This window comes from Xanthocytophaga flava, assembly GCF_030068545.1.
GTDB classification, from domain to species: Bacteria; Bacteroidota; Bacteroidia; order Cytophagales; family 172606-1; genus Xanthocytophaga; species Xanthocytophaga flava.
Genome location: NZ_JASJOR010000025.1, coordinates 36,968 through 62,249, shown reverse-complemented (window position 1 = coordinate 62,249; position 25,282 = coordinate 36,968). Strand labels below are relative to the sequence as shown.

21 protein-coding genes are annotated in these 25,282 nt (G+C 39.3%); 8 read left to right on the top strand and 13 right to left on the bottom strand.

Annotated elements, in window-relative coordinates; translation table 11 throughout:
* Positions 1-7: 7 nt before the first annotated feature.
* Positions 8-895, bottom strand: a complete 888-nt coding sequence (locus QNI15_RS28480) for a hypothetical protein (protein ID WP_314035065.1) — start codon at positions 893-895, stop codon at positions 8-10.
* A 496-nt stretch (positions 896-1,391) separates the two neighbouring features.
* Here QNI15_RS28480 and QNI15_RS28475 point away from each other — a divergent pair, with 496 nt between their 5' ends.
* Entirely contained in the window at positions 1,392-1,799 is a 408-nt protein-coding gene (locus QNI15_RS28475) for a hypothetical protein (RefSeq protein WP_314035063.1), read from the top strand.
* Positions 1,800-1,864: 65 nt separating this feature from the next.
* Here the strand turns inward: QNI15_RS28475 and QNI15_RS28470 are convergent, their stop codons facing one another.
* Positions 1,865-3,220 carry a tetratricopeptide repeat protein gene (locus QNI15_RS28470; protein ID WP_314035061.1) on the bottom strand — a complete coding sequence of 452 codons (1,356 nt, stop codon included), beginning with the start codon at positions 3,218-3,220 and terminating at the stop codon, positions 1,865-1,867.
* A gap of 333 nt (positions 3,221-3,553) precedes the next feature.
* On the opposite strand from QNI15_RS28470, the gene QNI15_RS28465 reads away from it, so the two are divergent.
* The 3 genes from QNI15_RS28465 (at position 3,554) to QNI15_RS28455 (ending at position 9,265) form a co-directional block, all read left to right on the top strand.
* A complete protein-coding gene (locus tag QNI15_RS28465; RefSeq protein WP_314035059.1) occupies positions 3,554-6,532 on the top strand; it encodes a glycosyl hydrolase family 28-related protein in 2,979 nt (992 codons plus the stop codon).
* Positions 6,533-6,614: 82 nt separating this feature from the next.
* Entirely contained in the window at positions 6,615-7,448 is an 834-nt protein-coding gene (locus QNI15_RS28460; RefSeq protein ID WP_314035057.1) for a polysaccharide deacetylase family protein, read from the top strand.
* A gap of 26 nt (positions 7,449-7,474) precedes the next feature.
* Positions 7,475-9,265: a glycoside hydrolase family 9 protein gene (locus QNI15_RS28455; protein ID WP_314035055.1), complete on the top strand. Its 1,791-nt coding sequence runs from the start codon at positions 7,475-7,477 to the stop codon at positions 9,263-9,265.
* A gap of 33 nt (positions 9,266-9,298) precedes the next feature.
* Here the strand turns inward: QNI15_RS28455 and QNI15_RS28450 are convergent, their stop codons facing one another.
* From QNI15_RS28450 to QNI15_RS28425, 6 genes are all read right to left on the bottom strand, one after another.
* Complete coding sequence (locus tag QNI15_RS28450) at positions 9,299-9,886, bottom strand: hypothetical protein (RefSeq protein WP_314002535.1); 588 nt, start codon at positions 9,884-9,886, stop codon at positions 9,299-9,301.
* A gap of 86 nt (positions 9,887-9,972) precedes the next feature.
* Entirely contained in the window at positions 9,973-10,830 is an 858-nt protein-coding gene (locus QNI15_RS28445) for a hypothetical protein (protein ID WP_314002537.1), read from the bottom strand.
* A 67-nt stretch (positions 10,831-10,897) separates the two neighbouring features.
* A complete protein-coding gene (locus QNI15_RS28440) occupies positions 10,898-11,614 on the bottom strand; it encodes an SIMPL domain-containing protein (RefSeq protein WP_314002539.1) in 717 nt (238 codons plus the stop codon).
* A gap of 80 nt (positions 11,615-11,694) precedes the next feature.
* On the bottom strand, positions 11,695-12,264 hold the full coding sequence (locus QNI15_RS28435; RefSeq protein WP_314035053.1) for a hypothetical protein: 570 nt from the start codon (positions 12,262-12,264) through the stop codon (positions 11,695-11,697).
* Positions 12,261-12,623, bottom strand: a complete 363-nt coding sequence (locus QNI15_RS28430; RefSeq protein WP_314035051.1) for a GldL-related protein — start codon at positions 12,621-12,623, stop codon at positions 12,261-12,263. The genes QNI15_RS28435 and QNI15_RS28430 overlap by 4 nt, the downstream gene beginning before the upstream one ends.
* A gap of 321 nt (positions 12,624-12,944) precedes the next feature.
* On the bottom strand, positions 12,945-13,451 hold the full coding sequence (locus tag QNI15_RS28425) for a methyltransferase family protein (RefSeq protein ID WP_314035049.1): 507 nt from the start codon (positions 13,449-13,451) through the stop codon (positions 12,945-12,947).
* Positions 13,452-13,632: 181 nt separating this feature from the next.
* On the opposite strand from QNI15_RS28425, the gene QNI15_RS28420 reads away from it, so the two are divergent.
* The 3 genes from QNI15_RS28420 to msrB (QNI15_RS28410) all read left to right on the top strand — a co-directional run bounded on the left by QNI15_RS28420 (position 13,633) and on the right by msrB (QNI15_RS28410) (position 17,698).
* Positions 13,633-16,242 (top strand): TonB-dependent receptor, encoded by a 2,610-nt coding sequence (locus tag QNI15_RS28420; protein ID WP_314035047.1) that lies wholly within the window; start codon positions 13,633-13,635, stop codon positions 16,240-16,242.
* Between the two features lie 214 nt (positions 16,243-16,456).
* Complete coding sequence (msrB, locus tag QNI15_RS28415; protein WP_314035044.1) at positions 16,457-17,026, top strand: peptide-methionine (R)-S-oxide reductase MsrB; 570 nt, start codon at positions 16,457-16,459, stop codon at positions 17,024-17,026.
* A gap of 294 nt (positions 17,027-17,320) precedes the next feature.
* The gene (msrB, locus tag QNI15_RS28410; protein WP_314035042.1) at positions 17,321-17,698 is read left to right on the top strand and encodes a peptide-methionine (R)-S-oxide reductase; all 378 of its coding nucleotides are present in this window, start codon (positions 17,321-17,323) and stop codon (positions 17,696-17,698) included.
* A 129-nt stretch (positions 17,699-17,827) separates the two neighbouring features.
* Here the strand turns inward: msrB (QNI15_RS28410) and QNI15_RS28405 are convergent, their stop codons facing one another.
* The 5 genes from QNI15_RS28405 to QNI15_RS28385 all read right to left on the bottom strand — a co-directional run bounded on the left by QNI15_RS28405 (position 17,828) and on the right by QNI15_RS28385 (position 23,838).
* Entirely contained in the window at positions 17,828-19,513 is a 1,686-nt protein-coding gene (locus tag QNI15_RS28405) for a hypothetical protein (protein WP_314035040.1), read from the bottom strand.
* A gap of 252 nt (positions 19,514-19,765) precedes the next feature.
* Complete coding sequence (locus QNI15_RS28400; protein WP_314035038.1) at positions 19,766-20,752, bottom strand: phosphotransferase enzyme family protein; 987 nt, start codon at positions 20,750-20,752, stop codon at positions 19,766-19,768.
* A 259-nt stretch (positions 20,753-21,011) separates the two neighbouring features.
* Positions 21,012-21,356, bottom strand: a complete 345-nt coding sequence (locus tag QNI15_RS28395; protein ID WP_313988957.1) for a response regulator — start codon at positions 21,354-21,356, stop codon at positions 21,012-21,014.
* 346 nt (positions 21,357-21,702) lie between these two features.
* Complete coding sequence (locus tag QNI15_RS28390) at positions 21,703-22,128, bottom strand: DUF6326 family protein (RefSeq protein WP_314035036.1); 426 nt, start codon at positions 22,126-22,128, stop codon at positions 21,703-21,705.
* Between the two features lie 117 nt (positions 22,129-22,245).
* Complete coding sequence (locus QNI15_RS28385; RefSeq protein WP_314035034.1) at positions 22,246-23,838, bottom strand: ABC-F family ATP-binding cassette domain-containing protein; 1,593 nt, start codon at positions 23,836-23,838, stop codon at positions 22,246-22,248.
* A 1,104-nt stretch (positions 23,839-24,942) separates the two neighbouring features.
* On the opposite strand from QNI15_RS28385, the gene QNI15_RS28380 reads away from it, so the two are divergent.
* Positions 24,943-25,281, top strand: coding sequence for a PadR family transcriptional regulator (locus tag QNI15_RS28380; protein WP_313988964.1), 339 nt, complete (start codon positions 24,943-24,945; stop codon positions 25,279-25,281).
* Position 25,282: the final 1 nt, after the last annotated feature.

The window sequence follows — 25,282 nt, the reverse complement described above, 5'->3', positions numbered from 1 at the left end:
CAGAAAGTTATTTTGTAGGTATTTCTGATTCATAAGAGGGTAAAGCCTGAATAGGATGAGGTAATTCTGGCTGGTTAGCCCAAGGTTTACGAATAACACATATCTTTAACCGATAAAGGGCAGTTTTATCCAGTCTATTGTAAAATTCCTGAATCTTTTTCATTTTTTGCTTTCGAGATAACTCTTTCTCAAAAGAAAATCTGTTCTCAAAGTAAGATATTACGAGTCCATCTTTGTATATAAGGGTAAAATCTTTTTCCAACTTCTGTTTCAATAACTTACGGATTGCAGGTTTAATGGTTAGATTGTCAATATCAGCAGGATTGTAGATACGAGTTGATTGCTGTAGAGAGTGAAACTGAAACACAGAATTCAGAATGTCTAATTCTAGCGGTTTGTTTCTAAGCGCTGTACAATGATTCAGGAAAAACTCCAGTCCCAAATAATTATGTATAAGAATCCCGATTTTGGGCTGCTCAAGTACAGCTTCATGTAACTCTAACGGGTAAATAACTTTGGATTCTATAACGGCATCATACAATCCCGAATGGGTCCAGTGATACAGTTGTTTGTTGGATAGATCCAATGCAATAACATAACTTGGGCAGTCTATGCAGTTATCACTGGCATGATATAAGACTGTATTCAGACTCTGGATATAGAGAGAATCTTTGTAAAACAACGATGTACCTGGATATACAATAGAATCAATGTAAACTCCATCATGAAAGCTTCTGATATTTTGGGCTATGTATTCATCTACAAGGTTTATATTGCTTCGCTCTTTCTCTTGAAAAGAAGGCGTTGTTACAGAAAGTGTATTATGTGTGTTTTTAGATTTACATCCGAAGAGATAGCTTACTACTACTAATAACACCCAAATAGCATTCTTCATAAGGATAGTATAGATAAATCAAAGTGTGTGTATCATAAACGATTGGAAAGAAGATTTCTGATTTGCTTGCTGTATTTTATTTGTAGATGAACATAACTAAAATGATATAAACTACTTCTCTCTATATAAACCTGAAAAATAAGCTGCAAAATTTTAAGAGATGTCTTACTTTTGGGAGACTAGAAGCTTTTAAATGATTAGATCTGTTCTTCTCAATTGTACAATAGGATTCCTGTTATATAATTTGTACTATCTTGTTGTGACAGGTACAATTATCGTTGTGCTATTACCTGGTTGTGCTTTGGTTATATTTTTAGTAATTATGAGTATTCAAGGCATAGGAAGAACATCACAAAACTTTTTGAAAGCTATATAGTTACTTACGCTGATAAGCGCATTGGTTGTACCCTTTTGGTTACATTACATGCATTTTAAAAGAATGGAGAACAATCAGGTAAGGAGATATTATAGCCAAAATGCCTTAGACTAATTTCCAATGAGTCATCCTATAGAGGTAATCCTTGAACATTTGAAACAACATCCGGAGATTGTTGTTGAACGATCCGGTGATTCTATTCGAGTTCTACCCAAATCAGAGAAAGGATTTACTGTAATCTTGTCTGCTCAACCAGATTCTTTATTTATTGTCTACTTTGAAATGTGGCATTCAGAGTTTGACAGATGGGAAGATGCTTTCCAGTGTTTTATGTGGGGATTGAGTAACCAATGCCGGTTGAAAGTAACGAAACGAGGAGACACCCCTTACAAGTGGACAGCTGAATCTTCTTACACTGGAACCTGGGAGTTTGTAAGTGCTACCGGAGTTCTAAACTTTGCTTTCTGGAAGACAACGACAGAGTATTATCTGCAAAATGACTGGGTAAGAATGACTCCAAAATCATAAATTATCTGCTACTCAAAACCAGAAATTGCTACATGTTCCTGATTGATTATACAGAAAATGGATTATTAAGATGTTTCGGCTTTAAACTTATCGTGTTTATAGTTTCCTATCTTACATAGTGCTATAGCTATTGGATGGTTTTTGGGCAAACAGGATAATAACTCACTAGGAACAGCTAGTTGATCATCTATAGTACGATAGTACTCAAGCACCTCTTCAAAATAAGCTTCTCCTTTGGTGGGAAAGCCTAATTGGTAATAGCAATAACCAATCTGCTCCCGCAATTTAACATACCGCCAGATAGGGAATTCCTGTTTTAAAGCTTCCTGATCAACCATTTCATATTCTCGTAATGCCTCATCCAGTTCTCGGTCATCGTGCAAGCAGTGAGCCAGATAAAGTCTGGACCTGTAATAGTCAGAGTCAATGGCTAATGATTGCTCAAATTTGCCTTTCGCAACCTTTCTGAGAGTGGGACGGTCGCCATCCGAAAAATAGTATAAATAGCCCCAGAGGTAATAATCTTCTGCATCCAACTGCTGGGATGGTATAGCTTTTAAAATAACTTCGACTGCATTTCTCAAAATGAGTTTCTCTGAATCATCAACAGGCTTATCAAATGCATCAAATTTCTTATATAAAAAATCTTTGTATCCGTCTATAAAATCACTGATTTGCAAATTGTCTCGCGTTAATGCTTCAAAGTCAACAATCCGATCAAAGGGAATCTGACGACTTTCCTGTAAAATTTTGCTCATTTTATCCGCGTAACGATGAGCAAAAGCTTCCCTTTCATTTTTTGGAATATATACATACTCATCACCGGTTTGATTATACTGGACATAGTGCCCGATTTCATGCAGTAAAGTTCGGTATAATTGGGTGGCTCTTACCTTATCCGGTTCCGGATAGATACGGAATTCTCTTCGGTTTTCTTCTATTCTGTGTCCATCGTGTCGGAGTCGTTCCAGTTCTCTTTGAGCATCTACATGTAAATTTCTCTTCCATACCAAACTTCGTTGGTAGCTCTGTGCTTCAAGAATAATCGCAGGCTGTATTACATTTTCAAATTCGTACCCATAGACAAGCCTACCCCATACAGGAGAAAGTATCTCCTCTTTTCGTTTGGGTTGACGCAAAATGATGGTTGTCAGATCTCCCAGATCTTTAACCAGCACATTACGCAGGATTACTTCCAGGTCCTCGATAGTACAGGCATGATAATAATCGGGACGTGTTTTCTCCACAACAAAGAGAAAGTTGACTCCATTGATGCAGCGCCTGACTTTTGTGTATTCTGTGAGGTTTTCATCAAAAAATTTAGTAGAATGTCGTAAAAAAGGGATCACCATCTTATTATTCCGTTTGAATCCCTGTTTGGCAGTGCCAATATTCTTATTTCTGCGTATTGGATTTCTCAATATGAAATGTAGATTGGTTGGCTTCTTGCGTAAAAATTAAAATTTCTCTTTTCCGGGTCTTTCTACGGATTACCCTAATTCAAAATTGGTTGTCAAATATACACTGGTAAGCTCTAATCAGTCTCTTAATTGAATTAGAAAATTATTTCCTTTCCTATGAGAATATATAAATTTTTCTTTGAAATGCATGGCTAATTTGTAAAAAGATAGCATATTTGATCTTTGTATAGTTATATACATGCCCTTCTAAAGCTAAGAAAAGTACCCAGACTAAAATAAGAGCTGATGCCAGCCTCATTGAAAAATGCATTAACCAACCCCTAACAATTTTTTATGTTTAAATCTGGTTTACTTATTCTTAGTTTATTGCTGATACCCATCGCGATTCATGCACAAAATAAGAGCTATGGAGGTACTTCTTTTTATACAGAACGATTAGCGGATGAAGAAGCTGTTTATTTTACACCTGCAAACTTTCCCATTAAAGCAGATGGCAAAACAGACGTTTCAGATGCTTTGCAGAATGCCATAAACGACCTGAAAACAACACACAACTTTGGAATTCTCTTTATTCCTCAGGGAACCTATCTTATCTCTAAGACTATCTATATTCCACAGGCAATACGTTTGATAGGGTATGGAAGTAAACGACCTGAATTTGTTTTGAAGAAAAACTCACCTGGTTTTCAGGCTCCTGATAGTACAGATAAAGGGAAAGCCCACTATATGTTCTGGTTCACCAGTCAGGTAGTGCAGGAAGGCAAGAAAGTGAATGATGCCAATGCCGGGACCTTTTATAGTGCTATGTCTAACATAAACCTTCGGATTGAAGACAGTAATCCTTATGCAGTTGCCTTGCGAACTCATTATGCTCAGCATAGCTTTATCTCTCATGTTGACATTCAGATTGGAAACGGTAAGGCTGGAATGTTTGATGTAGGTAATGAAATGAATGATGTCCGGTTTTTTGGTGGGGAATATGGGATTTATACAACCAAACCTTCTCCAGGCTGGCAGTTTGTTATGATTGATACCTATTTTGAAGGACAGCGGAAATCGGCTATTAATACGCGTGAAGCTGGGCTTACCATCATACGTATGAGAGCCGTTAATGTGCCTTCAGTAATAGAGATTCAGCCTAATTATGTAGAGAAGCTGTTTATGGAAGATTGCCAGTTTGATCGTATAAGCGGACCAGCAATTACCATTAGCCTGGGCGAAAATGCAGGTAATCAGATCAGTCTTCGTAACGTTGATTGTCGTAATGTACCTGTACTGATAAGTTTTCGTGAATCCGGACAAACCGTAACCAGCAAAGAGGCTATCTATAAAATAAAGAATTTTATGCACGGTTTACAGATGAGCAGTCTCTATGCTGATCCTGTGAATCACACCATCTCAGAGTTAGTACCTCTAAAAACATTTCCTGTCCCTGTTGCCAAAGATATTCCCAATCTGCCACCTATTGGTACCTGGGTAAATCTCAAAACGCTGGGAGCTACAGGAGATGGTACTACTGATGATACAAAAGCTATTCAGGAAGCTATTGATAAATACCCAACTATTTATGTACCACAAGGTTGGTATAAGGTTAGTGAAACAATCAAACTAAAGCCGAACACCGTTTTAATTGGTTTGAATCCTATTGGAACTCAATTTGTACTTGATAATAATACAGTTGCCTTTGGCAGTTTTGGCGCTCCCAAGCCATTGCTCGAAACGGCCAAAGGTGGAAAGAATATTGTGAGTGGTATTGGCCTGTCTACAGGCGCAGATAATCCACGGGCTGTTGCCTGTAAATGGACTGCTGGTGAGCAATCCTATCTCAATGATGTAAAATTTATTGGGGGACATGGAAGTATGCAGCGAAAGTGGAAACAACCTGCGGCACCTCCGCTTCCCTGGATTACAAGTGTAGATCCTTCCTGGGATACACAATACTGGAGTTTGTGGGTTACGGATGGAGGAGGAGGCATTATTGAAAACATATGGTCGGCTAGTTCGTATGCCAATGCCGGAGCCTATATATCCAACACCAGCACTCCCGGACGAATCTATGCTATGTCGGTAGAGCACCATGTGCGAAATGAAGTGCGTTTCTCCAATGTAGCTAACTGGAAGGTATATGCCTTGCAATTAGAAGAAGAGAGCCTGGAAAGTACAGAATGTCTGCCATTGGATATTCAGAATTGTCGGGATATGGTCTTTGCCAATCTGTATATGTTTCGGGTAATCCGGGTGAATAAGCCTTATCCTTATTCTGTTCGTGTATCTGGCAATGCTACTATTGAATTTCTGAATGTACACAATTATAGCCAGATTAAGTATACAACCAACACCCCTCTATATGATCCCAACAGTAATTATACTGTCCGTCCGTGGGAGTTTAACCGATTGATCATTACAGAATTGGATAACCAACCCGGGAAATCCTTTCAGACAGAAGGGAATATAGAAAAGCTGGCAACTGGATTTGAGTTTCCGGAAGGTATTACAAAAGACAGTAAGGGCAATATCTATTTCTGTGAATCCCGTATGCGGCGCATTTACAAATGGTCGGCAGAGACTCGTCGCATTAACCTGCTGGCAGATTATCCCTGGGAACCACATGCATTGTCATGCGATAAGAACGATAATTTACTTGTGGTATTTAAGTACGTTCCCAAAAAAGGATATCTGGTAGATGGAAAACCGGAGGTTTACACTAATCCGCCCGATGCTGCCGGAACATCTTTTAGTGGTTGGGGAAATTCTGGTTTTGGTACGCTGGTATATAGCATTAATCCTGCCGATCCGGATGAGACTATTCAGCTTTTGCCAAAAGTAAAGATGGGAAGTATTGCCACTATCTTTAAAGCCCTTTATCCATCCCATCGCTGGAGAGATTATCACGATTTTAATACAGTCACAGTCAATAAACCATCCGAATGTTATGTGGCTAAAGACGGAGTTACTATTATTCCTGTAGTGTATGATCTGGCACGTTCTGCCTGTCTGGTAGAAGCTTATCCTGGCAAGCTGTTATATGAAACTGATGAATACGACAAGAGAACCGTGAGACTGCAAGTAAGCCCGGAAGGATATGTCTCTGGTCTGACTTATTTTACGGAGAAGGGAGAGTTTGCTTCTGCAGTGGATCAGCAAGGAAATGTCTATATAGCCGATGGGCAGATCTACGTATATAACCCGGATGGTAAACTGATAAACACAGTAAAGGTTCCTGAAAGACCTTCAACCATTACGCTGGATACGAATAATCAGAACCTGTATATAACCGGTAGTACATCGTTTTATTGCGTTCATCTCAAATAAAATGTATCAGACCAGAAGAATACATATCTTTCTGGTCTGATCCCCAAGTTTTAAAACGAAATTTGTTAAGTTGATTACGGTAATGAGACCGAATTTTTATGCGCTAGCGAGCAGGTTGATTGCATTTGTTGCTGTACTGATGGTAAGTGGCTTTGTGATCAAGTCATTTGTTATGAGTTCTGGAATAATCTCTCCCTCTGATAAGAAAAATCAGATAAAAGTAAAGGGAGCTATTGTGCGGGGAGATACTACTGTTCAGAAGCTGGCATTGGTATTTACCGGAGATGAATTTGGGGATGGGGGAGAATTTGTTGCAACTACATTGAAACAGAAGAAGATTAAGGCCTCATTTTTTCTTACCGGAAATTTTTACCGTAATCCGGTCTTTCATTCTGTGATAAAAAAGCTGAAAAGCGATGGCCACTACCTTGGATCTCATTCCGACAAACACCTCTTGTATTGCGACTGGCAGAAGAGAGATAGCTTGCTGGTGACAAAAAAAGAGTTTACAACAGATCTTGCCAATTCCTATAAGGAATTGAAGCGATGGAATATCTCATCTGCTGATGCGCCGTATTTTTTGCCTCCATATGAGTGGTATAATGATTCTATTGCTGTGTGGACCCAACAGGCTGGCATGCAATTAGTCAATTTTACATCGGGTACACATAGCAATGCAGATTATACTTATCCTGAAATGGCAGATCGTTATGTATCCAGTGAACGAATCTATCAATCCATACTTACCTATGAGCAGAAACATGATTCCGGATTAAACGGTTTTATGCTTCTGCTTCATCTGGGTACCGATCCACGTCGGACAGATAAGTTTTATCGGTATCTGCCTCAGCTGATTGATGAATTGCAAAACCGAAACTATCGGTTGGTGACAGTACCTGATTTGTTAAATTCCTGATTGTTATTTCTTTGCTTACTTCTTTCATGAAAAGATTAAGTATCTCGTTAGTATTTTTTTTTCTGCCTTCCTGGCTGAGCTATACCAATATACCAACCTATACTACTTCATTTGTACAGGCATGGATACGTATTAATCAGTTAGGGTACACACCTGTAGGTATCAAGGTGGCTGTGTGGTGTGCCAAAGAAAAAAGTCAGATTAAGGAGTTTGAACTAGTGGATGCTACTACAAAGAAGGTTGTTTTTAAAGGGGATGTTGGAAAAGCGTTTGGAGCTTATGGACCTTTTCTAGATACCTACCGACTTGATTTCTCTAAGTTCCAGCGGACAGGGCAGTTTTATCTTCAGGCAGGAGGAGTGCGATCACCACAATTTCGGATAGGGACTGATGCATACAAAGGGGCTGCCGATTTCTGTTTACGTTATATGCGGCAGCAGCGTACCGGATTCAATCCTTATCTGAAAGATAGTTGTCACACGCATGATGGATATGCGTTGTACGGTACAAAAGCGGGACTTCCTGACAGTAGTCATGTGGATGTAGTAGGAGGGTGGCATGATGCAACGGATTATTTGCAGTATGCGACAACATCTGCCAATGCGACCTATCATCTGCTGATGGCTTATCGGGATTTTCCAGGTGTATTTACAGACACCCGGCAGGCAAATGGACTGGAAGGAAAAAATAAACAGGCAGATGTGCTGGATGAGGCCCGGTGGGGGTTGGACTGGCTAGTGAAAATGCATCCTCGTCCGGACTGGATGTTTAACCAGATTGCTGATGACAGAGATCATATTTCTATGCGTATGCCTGCTCAGGATAGTCAGTATGGTCGGGGATATGAACGTCCGGTGTATTTTATTAATGGAGAGTCTCAGCAACAGGGAAAGGGAATGAATCATACTACAGGCACCTCTTCTACGGCTGCCAAATTTGTGAGTGCATTTGCCTTAGGAGCTCAACTCTATAAACAGACAGACAAAGCATATAGTGATCAGTTACAGGAAAAAGCTAAAACCGCCTATGCTTTCGCTTTGAAGAAGCCTGGTGTGACACAAACCGTATCAGTGAAGTCTCCCTACATCTATGCAGAAGACAACTGGGTAGATGACATGGAACTGGCTGCTACCTGGCAGAAACAATGGAATGAAGCACTGCAATATGCCACAAACGAATCGGTTACTCCCTGGCTGGGTAAAGATACTGCTGCTCACTACCAGTGGTATCCGTTTATTAATCTGGGGCATTATGAGTTGGCTCAACAGGTTAAAGGAAAGGATAGAGAAATGGTAGTTGGATACTATAAAAAAGGAATTGAACAAGTCTGGAATAAAGCCAAAGCCAATGCATTTTATAGAGGAGTTCCCTTTATCTGGTGCAGCAATAACCTCACTGTGGCTTTTGCTATTCAGTGTTTGTGGTATCAGAAGCTTACAAACAGCCATGAGTTTGAGGCCTTGGGGCAGGCTACGATTGACTGGTTGTTTGGCTGTAATCCCTGGGGAACTTCTATGGTATATGGTTTACCTGCCTGGGGAGATACACCTGCCGATCCACATGCTGCCTTTACCCATCTGAAACAATATCCTATTGATGGTGGATTAGTAGATGGACCTGTATATGGAAGTATTTACAAGAAACTAATTGGTATCCAATTGCACGAACTCGATGAGTATGCCACTTTTCAGAGCGATCTGGTTGTATATCATGACGACTACGGTGACTACAGTACCAATGAACCCACTATGGATGGTACAGCCTCGCTGATCTATTTGTTAGCCGCTAAAGAAGCAGAAGCAATGGGTAAGAAATAACAAAAGATAGCTTAAAAGCTATCTTTGTCTTGTTTATTCTACCTCCATAGTTGCTTTGGTAATAAAGAGCTGGAAGCGAGGTAAAAAGTTGCCATGTACATGAATGGATTTAAGCTTACCCTTTACACGGCCAATCTTTCCTTTTAACATTTCAAACTCTGCCATAGAGAGCTTATTTTCCAGAATTACGTACTCAAAACAGAGGATATTGGTGGCTTTGTGATTGCTTTGAGTAATCATTAGCGTATCTGCTCTATTGTTGGCAGGGTGAATAACATTAAAACCTTGTTTGGTTTCCAGTGGATGTCCTGGTAGAATAAGAGTTTTACCTTTAAATTCTTTTACATTTTTGAACGCTTCGTCCTTAGAGAGCTTCCTGTCGTTCATCATACCAGACTGTGAAAGCAGATACATATATCGAAGCATAGCTGCCTGGTCTAGTTCCTGCTCTTCTTTGGAAAGTCTATTCAGATATCCGAATGAGGTTTTGCTGGCTTCTTCCCACTGCTCTTGATCAAGATAGTCAACCAGTTGATTCCATTCATCAGAGGTGATAGATTTTATCTCCTGAGCTATGAGGAGTTGAGGAAGCCAGATAAGCAGAAATAAAAGTTTTTTCATTTTGTGTAAAAACAGACAGATGTGGTTTAGTTCATTTTAGGTAATAGAGCTTGAGACCTTTTACTTCGGAATTTCAAGACTATCGTTTACTTCTCTCGCTTCTTCTTTTGTTTTTTCTTTTTCTCGTCCTGATGTTTCTCGATCCTATCCCATGCTTCTTTTGTTAGTATCACCAGTTTGTTTGAAGCACAATCCCAGATTGAAACATAGGTTTGAGAAACCACATAATGTTGCTGCCAGTGAGCATATTTCTGATACAAAAGCAACGTGCAAATATCTGTTGGTGTAATAGTACCACCTGTTTCCGGAAGATGTGTATGCATGGTAATTACACCAGTTGTGTCTTTCGCATAGTCGATGGGGATGATGTTTTTATGCAGGGGTTTTTGAGATACCAGCAGATTATTCTCATCAAATGTAAGCAGATAATCATTGCCTATAATAACTACTCCTTGTTTCTGAGGGCCTGTGAGAACATATACTTTTCTTGAATATTTATCCACTACAGGAATCAGGTTAAGACTGGTGTTTTGGTATTTTTTAAATAATGTATCCTGATTAATCTGAGTCAGTGCTTTCTTGCGAATCAGGTATAAATCTCTTTCCTGCGGAGTAAAGACTCGTTCTGTAGTATCAATACGAGCTGTTTGTGTATTGAATGTATCATCAAATATAAACGTAACCAGTACTTTGGGATCATTTCCTCTGGAGAAGAAAAGACAGCGATTTTCTTCTGCTTCTGTATAAGAGAAATATCCTTCTGCCTGTTCTTTTTTACCCGAAAAATGTTCCAGAAACAGATCAGTACCATACCAGGATGCCATTTCTGATTTGTATAATCGAAATCCTTCTGCTACAATAGTTTGTTCATCGGGTTCTTGTGCATAAAGTGAGGTGGATAGCAGAAAAGGAATCGAAAATATAAGGTGTTTTAAAAGATACATAGAGAAGGACTGAATATGAAGGAAGGTTTCAACTGTAGGTAAACTGGTCGTACTATATTTAACACCTCTATTTTAGAGAAAATACAACTTTTACACGAGTTGCCAATTGTATGAACTGGACTACGTTTAACAACGTGCTATCGTCAGTACTAATTCCTGCAAATCGTAGGGTAGCAACCTTTGGCGGAGCAGTTGAGTAGTTGTATGCTGGGTCATTTTCGTCAATATCTGCAATTTTGACAACCTTATGTAGTTTTCTACCTGATGCATTAGCTAAGATTGTAGCTTTTTCACGCGCATTTGTAATTGCCTGTTCCAATATATCTTTCTCAACTTTATGTATCTGAGATGAAGTAAAATCGCTATCTATTTCAGTAAATCCTTCTTTGATTAGTCGGGTTTGCACCTGTGTATAAAGCTGGATAGAGTCTATATGAAATGTGATCTGTTGACTGGAAGAAATACTAGGTTCTTTGGTCTCATAATCAAATTCTTTGTTAACAGACATTAGAGAATATTCAATATTGCGATCTGGGATTTTTAAATTTTTTAAAAGTGCTACCAGCTTCTTTTCCTGAGCCTGATGCTGTTCATATACAGCATTGACATCAGAAGGGTGAGTGGCCTGTAAACTTATCGTAAAGAGTATTTGATCTGCGGGTACTTCTATTTTTGCTTCTCCTAATACTATGATGCGGTTTTCCGGTGAGTTATTTTGTGCAATCAGAGATAAGGTAAAGAGATTTACCAGTATAAGCTGGAAGATCCGGAATCTTACTTTCATAAATAAGGTGGTTTGATAGATCGTATAATGGCTATTAATAATACAGGAGTGATAATGTAAACAGAATATATAAACTAATCTCAGTTGTCAAGTTGTGATTGGAGGGATGCTGTTTCTGTCAGTAATTCCTGCGCTTTGTCTTTATACTCTGATGAGGATTGTGCAACTTGGACAGACGAAGAATTGATCCACCGAATTAGGATTTGATTATGCATGTAAAAACGATCCTCCTTGACAGTTGTTTTTTGAGAGTCAAAAGCTTCCGGATCGTTATTTTCCTGTGCTGCTTTTTTGTCATAATACATGGGACGATTATAGCGGTGCTCTTGTCGCAGAATGAAAAAAGGATTTCCATTTTCCAGATAATATTCTGTTGTTATATAACCCGTTTCCCCATAATAGGTGGCTTTCATTGCCAGGAGTTTCCCACTTTTGTAAAATCCCGTTACACTACTACCTTCTGATGATCCTTCCAGATCCTTTTGAACTGTATCTAATACGGAAAGCTGCTGATGTATCAACGTGTATTCCTGTCGGATTTCTTTGATTTGACTATCCTGATTTTGTGCCTTAGCGGTAAAACCAGCTAACAGAATGAAGATAAGGAATAAGGCTATCTGCCATATGACAGTTTGGGCAAACCCTCTCATGCTTGTTCAGCTTTGCGATATGTCACGTAAATAAAATCAAAAAACATAATCCAGAAAAGAAAATAGGAAAGCTGTAGTAGTTCGTGACCATATAATTGATGTAATAGAGTGAGGATAGCACCTAGATAAGTAACAACAACCCACACCACTTTGATCAGGTCTAATTGTGATTTTTCCGGTTTTCTGATAAGCCAGATAAAGTATAACACAGGAATAACACTAAGGCTGATTAGTAAGATTTCTTTGTATCCAGGCCAGTGCATAATTTTGAATAGTACTCCAATAATGATAATACCAATGCTTATACGAATTCCTGAGGTATAAAACCTTTGTTTATATAATTGGCTTTGACTAAACATAAGTGCGAGAGCAAAAAATCTGCAGAATGTTTCTATAGAACTCAGGTTTGCTAGTTTAGAAGGAAATGCATCTGCCAATAGTGCTTGCCAGGTGATGAGGATACAAAATAGAACAGATACTGCTAGTAAAGTTATAAAGGTAGATCTTTTGCTCAGATGCATGTTTTCTTGAATAGTAACAAAGATTTGTGAGGCACAAGATACAAACAGAAGAAAGATAAGATACTGATTTTTGATCTGGAAATATATGTAGGTAAGAATTCTGTGGATTAAGTAAACTATAAAAACAAGTATAAGCTTAAGGTATAGTACAGTAGAATTTTAGTTATCCATAGTATAAGGATGTATAGTAGGTATCCATCTCGGGATATGTTTTTTGTATTGCCGATAGGATTCTCCAAAACGTTTTTCCAGGCTGGGTTCTTCCAGTAAGATAAAGTATAGTGTATTGAGTATAAAAAATATCCCTGCCCAGATAAGAAGAGGAAGAGAATGGAAAGCTAAGGATTCACCTGTCAAAATGAAAAAAACGCCACTGATCATTGGATTGCGACAATAACGATAGGGACCTGTAACAATCAGTGTTTGAGTGGGTTGCCAGGGTGCTAGAGTACCTCTACCATGTTTCATGAAAAGATAAACAGTATACGAAAACAATAGCAAACCAACTATAAGAAGTCCTATTCCTGCAAGAACAATAGCAAGCGAATGAAAAGGTAGTTGTTTTTGGGGATCGTAAATGCAATAAGGAATAATTACCGTTACTGTAAACGGCAAAATAGCCATATCCCGGATATGTTTTAGTAAGGATGGCCTGGAGTCAGACATACTTTTGTATAGTCAAAATCTGACAAAATGAATCCGATGATTTAGTTCAATGTAGTCAAATCTATCAGAGATATAAAGAAATAATCAATAAAAGATAAATGAAGTAGATTGTTTGATCTGATTCGGTATACTGTTTTTAGTGAGAATCGATATATTTACAAGGAAATAACGAATCACTTGCATGAAGCATATTGACCCCTTATCATCAACTCTGATTGCTATTTTTTGTCTGGTTGTAGGAAACTCCTTTGCCCAATCCCCGCGTGATTCTATACGAACCAGTCAGCGAAGAGATACTTCTATGACAGGCAAGACATTTACATTGTCGGAGATTGTGGTATCTGCTTCCCGGATGGAAGAGAAACTTCTGCAATCTCCCATTAGTATTGAAAAGATGAGTAGCCGGGATATTCGCTTGTCGGCACAGCCATCCTATTTTGATGCATTGGAGAATATAAAAGGAGTGCAGATGATTGTACCCAGCCTTGGATTTAAAGTGCTCAATACCCGTGGATTTGCCAATACTACCAATGTGCGTTTTGTGCAGCTTGTGGATGGAATGGATAATCAGGCTCCGCATATTGGTGCTCCGATTGCCAGTGCGATGGCTCCAGGTGACCTGGATGTAGAAAGTGTGGAAGTTATTCCGGGTACAGCCTCTGCGTTGTATGGAATGAATGCCATCAATGGCCTGGCCAATATTCTCACCCGAAATCCTTTTGAACATACAGGTCTGAGTATACAGCAAAAGGTAGGTATAAACCATGTGAATGATACACAGATCTCTCCTCAGTTGTATTCTGAAACGGCTTTGCGTTATGCACAAAAACTTTCGTCTAAACTGGCTTTTAAGATCAATGGTTCCTACACAGGTGGCTATGACTGGATTGCGGATGACAGAGCCGATTTGTTTTCCAATGGCAATGCTTCGGCCGGACTTACTGGATCAGACAATCCGGCAATAGACCCTGTGAATTCCTATGGAAATGAATCAGCTAACCGACGCACGCTATCCTTAAATGGAAAAAATATTGTAGTAGCCCGTACCGGATATGCAGAAAAGGATGTGACTGATTATCATCTGCGAAACTGGAAGGGTGACATTGCTTTACACTGGCGTCCTGTAAAGGGACACGAAGTCATCTACGCCTACCGGATTGCCTATCTGAATTCTATTTATCAGCGATCTAATCGGTTCCGTCTGGAAGACTATCGGCTTGGTCAGTATAGCATTCAGTGGCGTGCTCCCGGCTGGCAGATTCGCACGTATCTGACGTCTGAAAATACAGGAAATTCTTACAATCTACGCTCCATGGCCGAAAACATCGATCGTGGATATAAAACAGATAATGTATGGTTCTCAAATTTTACACAGGCGTTTAATCAGGCTATCTCTCAGGATAAAAGTACTACTGATGCCCTACAAGTGGCCCGTCAGGCTGCAGATGCAGGCAGGCCTGTACCAGGAACTGCTGCATTTCAGAAGCAGATAGATACACTGCGAACAGTAAATAACTGGGACATTGGTGCAGCCTTACGGGTAAAAGCGTATCTGTTTCATATAGAAGGGCAAGCCAATCTGGGCGAAAACCTTTTGAAAGGATTTAAGAACACTAGTGGTATTGACATTAATCTGGGATTTGATCATCGACGGTATAGTATTGTACCTGACGGCAATTATTTTATTAATCCTACAGAGCCAGGCAAGAATCTGATCTATGGAAAAACAGGTGGGTTTGTTCAGCTAAACCGATCTTTTGCACAATCGAAGGTAAAGGTAGGGTTGACATTGCGATGGGATAAATCAGATTACTTTACCCTGAAATGGAATCCGCGTGTTACAGTTGTATATTCTCCATCAGAGATGCATCACTTCAGAGCTTCCTTCCAGAGTGGATATCGCTTTCCCAGTATCTTTGAAGGCTTTTCGAATGTGAATAGTGGAGGAGTAAAAAGGGTAGGAGGGTTGCCTGTGATGTCGAATGGCATTTTTGAAAATTCTTATATCCGATCTTCTGTAGATGCCTTTGTATCTGCTGTCAATGCAGGAGTGAACAAGCTGGGCGCCTCCAAACGGGATAGTCTTATTGCCGCGAATGCAGGGTTAATTACCCGTAATACCTATACATATCTGAAACCTGAGCAGATTCAGTCACTGGAGGTGGGATATAAAGGGTTGTGGCTGGATGGGGATTTGTATGTGGACGCAGACTTTTATTATAATTACTATCAGAATTTTATGGCTCAGATTGAAGCCAATATTCCCAAAGGGAGTAATCCGGATTCTCTGGCTTTTTATATGTATGACCGTACCAAACAGGACAGATACCGTTTATGGACTAATTCTAAAACTACTGTATACAACTACGGAGCCAGTGTTGGACTTCGGTATATGCTTACATCTGATTTGTCATTACGAGGCAATGTATCGTTTGCCCGACTGGATCATAAAACTTCCAATGACGGACTGGAAGACGGGTTTAATACACCACAATGGACATTGAATATGGGAATTGCTCATGAGCATATCTGGAAAGGTTTGGGTGCCGGACTGACCTATAAGTGGCAAATCCGTTACTACTGGCAGTCTTTTCTGGTAAATGGATATGTGCCTTCTTATTCTACGGTAGATGCTCAGATTTCGTATCATTTTTCGGGTGTATTGGATGGCCGTATAGGTGCTACCAATCTGCTCAATTACTACTATGTGTCCTTTCTGGGTGGCCCTCAGATAGGTGGATTTTATTATACCACCTTTACATGGAATCTTCCTCAGAAACGAGATAAGTAGTGACTATCAGTAGGTAATTCTTTTTTCTAAGATCCGGTCATAGTTGTTTTACGTAAGTTTGTCAGATGGATAACAGAGAAAGAATATAACACGGATTTTAGAAAACAGACATAAAATGAACATTGCGTTTAAATAAACCGTTTATAGGGTAAGAAAGATATTTCTGTTGTCTGGACAAACTACAGATCCATTGTCAACCCAAAAATAAATTACAATGAAAAACAGACCAGGCATAAAGGCCATACTTATTGTATTTAGTATTGTTTGTACCGTGCTCTGTACCAGTTGTGTACAGGGACAAAATGAAAAGAAAGGAAAACCTATGACAAATCCGTATTATTCCCAAACCGATACCACACACCTGAATGTGTCTAATACTGAATGGAAAAAAATACTTCCGGCTGACTTGTATGCTGTAGCAAGAGAACAAGCTACAGAACGCGCCTTTACTGGTAAATATTGGGATAAGGATGAGAAGGGGACCTATTATTGTGCTGTATGTGGTAATAAGCTGTTTAACTCAACAGCCAAATTTGCCAGCAGTTGTGGATGGCCTAGCTTCTTTGAAGCAGTTCGTCCTAATAGTGTGATTTACAAAGAAGATAACTCATATGGTATGCATAGAGTAGAGGTAATCTGTAGCCGTTGTGACTCTCATTTGGGGCATATTTTTGATGATGGCCCTGCACCTACTTACAAGCGATTCTGTATGAACTCTATCTCGCTTACCTTTGAGCCGTTTAACCAGAAATCACACACACAGCAGACTGTTTCCAGTAATTAGTAAGGAGATTTCTGATAGTGTCCGAAATTAGTGGTTGATAATAGTGTATACAATTTAGTTTTAGTCCATTAGTCTTCTTTTGGTTGAGGAAAGACTAATGGATTATTTTTTTAGTACATCTTTTGCCTATCACTGGGCATTAAACGAATTGCGTTCATATACAGTAACCAGTTGATGGGCAGATGTGTATACTTTGTGAAACTCACTTGCTAATTCACTGCTAGTTGAAGTGAGCTTAGGGTCCCGTTCTGTGGTTCCAATCAGTACAACATGGGTAATTTGTCCGTGAGATAATTGCTCAAAGCCAGCGATGTTGAGCGGTTTTTTGGGCGAGAGTTGATCAATTACAGGATCTTTGACAAAGTCCCATTGCCTTCCATTGATAGGAAAATAATTGTATTGAGCCTGGTAACAGCCAAATTTGCCAGCAGTTGTGGATGGCCTAGCTTCTTTGAAGCAGTTCGTCCTAATAGTGTGATTTACAAAGAAGATAACTCATATGGTATGCATAGAGTAGAGGTAATCTGTAGCCGTTGTGACTCTCATTTGGGGCATATTTTTGATGATGGCCCTGCACCTACTTACAAGCGATTCTGTATGAACTCTATCTCGCTTACCTTTGAGCCGTTTAACCAGAAATCACACACACAGCAGACTGTTTCCAGTAATTAGTAAGGAGATTTCTGATAGTGTCCGAAATTAGTGGTTGATAATAGTGTATACAATTTAGTTTTAGTCCATTAGTCTTCTTTTGGTTGAGGAAAGACTAATGGATTATTTTTTTAGTACATCTTTTGCCTATCACTGGGCATTAAACGAATTGCGTTCATATACAGTAACCAGTTGATGGGCAGATGTGTATACTTTGTGAAACTCACTTGCTAATTCACTGCTAGTTGAAGTGAGCTTAGGGTCCCGTTCTGTGGTTCCAATCAGTACAACATGGGTAATTTGTCCGTGAGATAATTGCTCAAAGCCAGCGATGTTGAGCGGTTTTTTGGGCGAGAGTTGATCAATTACAGGATCTTTGACAAAGTCCCATTGCCTTCCATTGATAGGAAAATAATTGTATTGAGCCTGGTAATTGTGTAAACATACTTGTTGGTCTCCCAAACACAGATAGTTGGATATATGTATAAAATGTCGGGGCAGATGTTCCGGATTTTTAAGCCGTGTATCGTATTCAATAGATGTATAAGGCAAAACTACGGCATGAGAAGGAATAAAACGTTCTGCTGTTAAAATCTCCTCCATTTCCATAGAAAGCGTATTCATATACCGGATCTGACGAACGAGAAAGCCTGTTGCCAGAAAAAATGTTAGCAAAAGAATTGATTTTTGCATTCGGTCAGAAACAGGTTCTGAGGAATAGGTGGCAATAATCAGAATAATCAGTGTACAGAATAAAAATCCAATTCGGGGACGGATGATGAAGCCACCTGCAATACGTTCAGGCATAAATAAGTATAGTACCAAAGTCACACTACCTATTACTACAAATGCCAGAAAGTATTTGTATTGACAGTAGTAGAGTAAACGGCGTAATGTAATTACCAGCAGAATTACTAGGGTTAGTGACAGTAGAGAAAAGAGGATTTGAGTAAGTAAACTACCATCTGAATCAAGAATAGTAGTCATACTGGCTAAACCCCATAGGAAGTCTAGTTGCTCATGAGGAATATAGATTTCCTCTTTACTTTTGTTGGATAAGATAAAGTATACAAAAAGCAATCCGGCAGGTGCGTATATCAACAACCAGTATTGCAATGATTGGCGAAAATTTTCGGGTAAAGAGAGTAATTTTATCAAGCCCGATTTCCATTGCATAAAAGGCCATCGGTTACCAGATCGCTGATAGGTGTAACGGTCCAGAAGAAATGCTCCACTGATCAGGGCGGAAAATAAAAATGTAAGCGGATGTGAAAAGAGGATTAATAAGACAAGGCCAGTCAATATAAGTATGTTTCTGCGTGTAAAATAATAGTCAATAGAGATCCATTTGCCAATAAAAAGAAATAGCAGTATAAAACTGATTGACTGATTATAAAAGCCATACATAAAAACCTGGCTATACAGGAACGGGAAAATCAGTAGTGAATAGATACTTGCATTGGGATTTAGCCGGGTCAATGCATAGCGAAAAGTCAGTGGAAGTCCGACTATGTAACTCAGCAGGATTATTTTCTCAGCCAGAGCTGCTGGAATACTATACATCAGTAATGCCAGTGTTACATGACCTATCCAGTTAGTAGAAAAATGATGATTAAGCTGATAGAAATTGTCAATTAAGTCAATATTGCCATCCCAGAAATTTTTCAGCAACAATGCATTATACAAATGCGCAGGCCCATCATCCGTTAGTGTATACTTTTCCAGAAAAAGAGGAATCAGATAGAGACCTGTAAGAAAAGAAAATAAAAAAATTTCGATTGATATACCCTTGGATAGAGGCTGTCTCTGCTCCAGTACCATTTTAGAAGCGACCATTTACCGTAAGCTCAGTGTTCTGTATAGTTATAAGTAGTATACAAAAAAGTAAAGGCTTGTCTGTAAAAGACAAGACACAATGTATTTATTTTACTTTTTTACCGAGACTTTAGCGTTAACAATATACTTAAAAGTGTATTAACTTCCTAATCTATACTTGTATTTTAATACATATTGACTGCAGAATGTAAACGGAAAGAGCCAATAGTTGATAATCAGTTAAAATGGACTTGAAAAGTAAAGAGACGCACCCTATCCCAGATTATTACTCTCAAAATATCTTTTGACAAGTACCTGAATGTACCGTTTCAGATATGCATCATTGAGAAATACATTAGACCAGTTTTCATAACGCTGACATTGTACGCCTAAGTAAAAGAAATGCGAACATACTGCCAGTGTAGGAAGTAGGCGCTTTTCTTCCGTCGTGAGGGGAGTGATGGATTCATAACCCATTAGAAAGCTTTCTGTTTTGCTTTGGTATTCTGTTTCTACTTTTTCTGTGTTATGAAGTTGTAGAAGATAATAGGCGATATCATGACAAAGCCAGCCATTGCCGCAAAAATCAAAGTCAAAAAGCGTAATCTCTTTATCATCATAGATGTTCAGGTTATCAAACCAGATATCCATATGTACTACTCCCTGACGAATAGATTGCAGGTTGGCCGTGGTGAGTTGGTCGAGTAGGTACCTCTGAGCAGATTTCATAAACTGCATTTCAGGGATATCGGTTGGAAGAAACTTCTTTAGTTCCTCAAAAGGATCCATCAACAATAGTTGTGGGGTATACTGAACCCGTTGTAGCGTTAGATTATGTGTAACCTGATGAAATCTGGCCATCGTTTCACCCACCTGATAATGCTGATCTATGGAGAGACTATGGCATTTTTCGCCAGGGGCAAACGAAAACATCACACCCAATCGTGTTCCTTCCGGTGCATTGATGGGTTGAATATACTGACCGGAAACATCTGGTAAGGCTACTGAAACCGCTATATTGTGATTTTGTACAAGCTGGAGTAAGCGGATTTCTTCTGTTATTTCCTGTTCACTACGCCAGTTCAGGCTATAGATCCGAAAAATATAACGGTTAGTTTGATCTGTAATGAGATAGGTGTGATTAACTCCTGCTTTTAACAGGCGGCAAGTGGTAGATGTACTGAGATTATATTGTTCTTGCAGCAAAGGACTTAACGCGTTCGATGAAAGGATCGAACTGGAAACAGGAAAATGAGCCATGAAAGAGAGTGGATAGCAGTAAGGACAGGCAAATATAGTACTTTCCTGCACTAGTTTACACAGATGAAATTGATTCCACTATCCTTATTTATCATGAAGAGCAAAATCAGTAGGCAGAGACAGGCCTGTATTTTGGTTGATAAGAGAGGAATATTTTGATTTCTGATAGGCTTTCTAGCACTATTCCTGAATGAATACAGATGACATTACTCTATCAACAAGTAATAACATGTACAATAAACTTACCTTACCCGAAATTTTAGGCCTGTATTGCGTTCTCGATTTGTCTGAATCCAAATGGTTTTCTGATAAAGCGTTCTGCACCCTTTTCTATTGCCTGAACATGTGCACTATCCATCGCACTGAGCACAATGATACGTATATTAGGCAGAATATCTTTAATCTGTGAAATATAGTCAACGCCCTTGCCGTCAGGTAAGTTGTTATCCATCAGTACTATAGACGGCTTAAAGGCCTTCGCTTTTTCCAGTCCATCTGTCAATGTCTGAGCACATACCACCTGGTAATGTCTTGTTTCCAGAAAGCGAGTAAGAAGATCGCACACTACAGTTTCATCTTCAATAATCAACACACTACTTTCCATTTTATTTAGTCGGTGTATATTTTAGAGATATTTCTTTACTTGATTCTAGTTATAACAATATCTGTGCCTACGGTTATTGATCTCTTCAAAATGTTTTCTGAATATGTTAGCCAAATAGGTTGTATAGCTGTTTCTACTTAATTTATCGGTTTTGTTATAATAGGCTTATTTTCAGGAAGATGTATATATTAAATAAAACGGATAAACAGATGGTTCTTTAAGTAATTTCTACATTTTATTAAACTAAAGAATAAGGCCTCTAAAGGTGTTACTAATTCTCTACACTACTATGCATCTGATAAATGCTACGGCCAGGTTTCTGCTCTCTCTTTTACAGAGGGTTATCCTATGTTTGCTGCCTGGGCCATGTCCATGCATACCACACAATGGTACCGGTGAGAACAATTTCCACAACTGCCAGATAACTATAAAAGATCATCCATGTATCATTAGTGGTAATGAGTATAAGGGTCATAATGAGAGTAAAAAAGACTCCAAAGAGCAGATTAGCCCAGCGGCTTATCTGTGGTTTAAGTATAAGAGATAGAAAGATCATAAGACTGGGGACAGTCATAAGAAGAGAAAAGCACAAAAGTGAAATAGGAGTAGTTGTACCTACTCCAGACTGACCTTCCATCAGATGTTTGATACGTCCTGGCACAAATAGCGAGAAAAAATCACCATATACATAGCAAAACATTACTGCTGTCCACAAAGCTGCAAGCTTAATTCTGACATTTACCTGAAAATCCTGGAGTGTATGGGTATGCATAAGCGTTAGTGAAAATAAAAAGTACAGCATTTATGCAAAATCCTTTGTAAAGTAACCCTGAAGTTATTCTATCACTATCTAAATAGATGCGATAGTGATAGAATACCACATGCAACATCATCCAAGCTCCAGTGTTGTTTCTACCTGAATCTGTTGTATGAAATACTGATCGTGAGAAATAACCAGTACAGTACCTGTAAAGGCTTGTATCGCATGTGTCAACACTTCCTGGCTATGTATATCCAGATTGTTGGTAGGTTCATCGAGTATTACCATATCCGGAGTATTATCGCTGGCTGCCAGACAGCAGAGAAGTAGTTTCATCTTTTCACCACCACTGAGGTCTGCACATTTTCTGTCCCACATGTCACGGCCAAACTGGTGTTGATAGAGAAGCATTTTGAGTTCATGTTCCTGTAAGTGCCGGGTATTGAATTTCTCTATTTGTTCCACTATGGAATACTGAGGTTCTATAGCTGAATACTCCTGATCCATATAAATATAGTGAAAGTCCGCTCTGTACACTTCTCCTTCGGAAGGTGATAACTTGCCGGTTATGAGATGCAAAAGAGTAGTTTTGCCTGCTCCGTTGTTTCCTGATATGCGTATTCTATCACCTGAACGAATCTGGAAGGACAGGGGAGAAGACCACAGCTTTTGCTGTGTATACGCAAAGTTGATGGCTTTAGCCGCTATCAGAATTTTTCCCTGATGGAGATCGGATTTTCGCAGATCAACCTGTAATACTTTAGAAGCTTGTATCTGTGTTTTGAGTTCTTTGAGGTCTTCTGAAATACCACTGATTTTCTCATTGTGTGCTTCTTTGAGCTTGGCTGTACTTTGCTCAGCCTGTCCTTTGCGGCTATTGGCAATGATACGGGGTAAAGCAAGCTTTTGTCCGTGAGCTTTTCCCCGAGCCTCTTTCTTGTGGCGTTGTTCTGCTACTTCCCTGGCCTTTTGTTGTGCCTGTTTTAATGTCTTTTCTTTGTCATCTACCTGTTCCTGCAAAGCCTGTAGTTTGGTTTCTTTCTGTTCTTTATAAAAATCATAATTGCCTCCATACACCTCAATGCCATTGTGGCTGAGTTCCAGTGTAACAGGGAGTAGATTTAACAATGTTCTGTCGTGACTAACTACTACAATGGTGGCTTTGCTGCCACTGAGAAATGCATAAAGAAGATCACGACTGTGCGTATCCAGGTGATTGGAAGGTTCATCCATCAGAATAATTTTGGGAGAATGGATGGATATGCCTGCCAGAAAAACTTTGGTTTTTTCTCCTCCACTCAGCGATTGAAGAGTTTGGTCTAGATCCAGATGCTGGAGCTGCCAGAATTCCAGAGCTGCTTTTACCCGTTCTTCAATCTCCCAGTCATCATCCAGTGCTGTAAAATGTTCAGGAGAGGCATCTCCTTGCAGGATAGCCTGTAGTGCCTTTATTTTCTGATCTACACCCAGCATTTCTGCTAGGCTAAAGGCATCGTACTGCCCCATATGCTGAGGAACATAATAGGGTTTTTCTGAGAGAGTTATGTCTCCCTCAGATGCCTGCAGGCGGCCTGCCATTATTTGTAAAAGGGTAGACTTGCCAGTGCCATTTGGACCAATGAGAGCCGCTTTCTCTCCTGTAGCAAGAGACAGCGTGAGATTACGAAATAAGACTTCCCGATCGGGATGGATATAGGAAATGGATCTGAGGATGATACTCATAGCAATAAAGAGGATAAATAAATGGAGAGAATAGAGTATAGAGAGGCTACACAAACCGAACGGATTTGCAAAGCATCGATAAGAGAGAAAAAGCAGGGCTTTTTGCTAAGGTATCTATTACATCGTATCTAAGTTTAGCCAATACAGGTAGGAGATCTGTAGTTGACAAATGAATATATATTACCAAAATGCTCCAGAAGGGGCTGAAACCGCATGATGGTATATGACCATCATTTACTTAGATATTCTCATTGGAGTAATGAATTATGTTTGTAATGCTACAAAGGTAAAACAGATAACCGGAAAAACAAAATTTGTCGTTATTGATTGGCGATTCTGTAAATAGGCTGAATTTGATACATATCTATTCATAACCGGAGTTCTGGTCATGAATGAAATGAAAAAAATATTTTAAGACTTCCAGTTGAAATCGTTTTTGACCATTATTCGAATCATTTTTACGTTTGACCAGAATACTGATCACTTTCAAGAAATATTCGAATAATGGTCACTTTCTTGTTTGACCGGAATTTAGTTCACTGTCATAAATGACCGGAGTTTAGTTCAAAATAGAAAAAGCACTAAGATTATAGTCTGTTTTTGTCTAGATTTTTGAGTAAATGTCTGATAATCAATAGGGGTAAGAAGGGCCAGATGCGGGTAAGTTGCGGGTCAGATGTAAGTAGTTGATAATCAGTTAGGGTAAGAAGGGGTAAGAATATTTTCTATACTACGTGTGTTATATATATTATATAAAAAGAAAATAATAAATATAGCATATACTAACCCTTTCTGCTCCTATTTTTCTGCTACCGTTTAGCCCTAAACATCTTACCCTTCTTACCCGCATTGATTATCAACTACTTAGATCTTGCCCGCAACTGACCCGCATCCGACCCTTCTTACCCCTTGATATAGTTTCAAGCTATCAAAATGCTTTCTCTTAACAGACAAAGTTGTTCACTACCGGACAATGAGTGTCCGGTAGTGAACAACCAACATATCCACTATACCTGCTAAAAGCCCATTTTAAGGCGTTTAGAGCCTGTCTACATTATGGCATATGATTTGGTTTGCAAAATGATAACTAATCAATACCATCCTATGCGGAGAGCTTTTCTGGGAGAGTTTGAAGAACTCATTTTACTGATTGTAGCTGCCTGTACCGAAGATGCCTATGGTGTAACCATCTGGGAGCAGGTACAGGAGCAGACAGGCCGGAGTATTACCATCAGTGCTGTACATGCTACTTTATATCGTCTGGAGGAGAAAGGATTTCTGTCTTCACAGATGGGTGGGGCCACTGCCGAGCGGGGAGGGCGCAGAAAACGATTTTTTTCACTGACAGTAGCAGGTAGCAGGGCACTGATAGAACTGGAACAGATGCGCCAGAAATTATGGAAAGCTATTCCGGAAGGTAAACTTCAGATACTCGGTCAGTAAC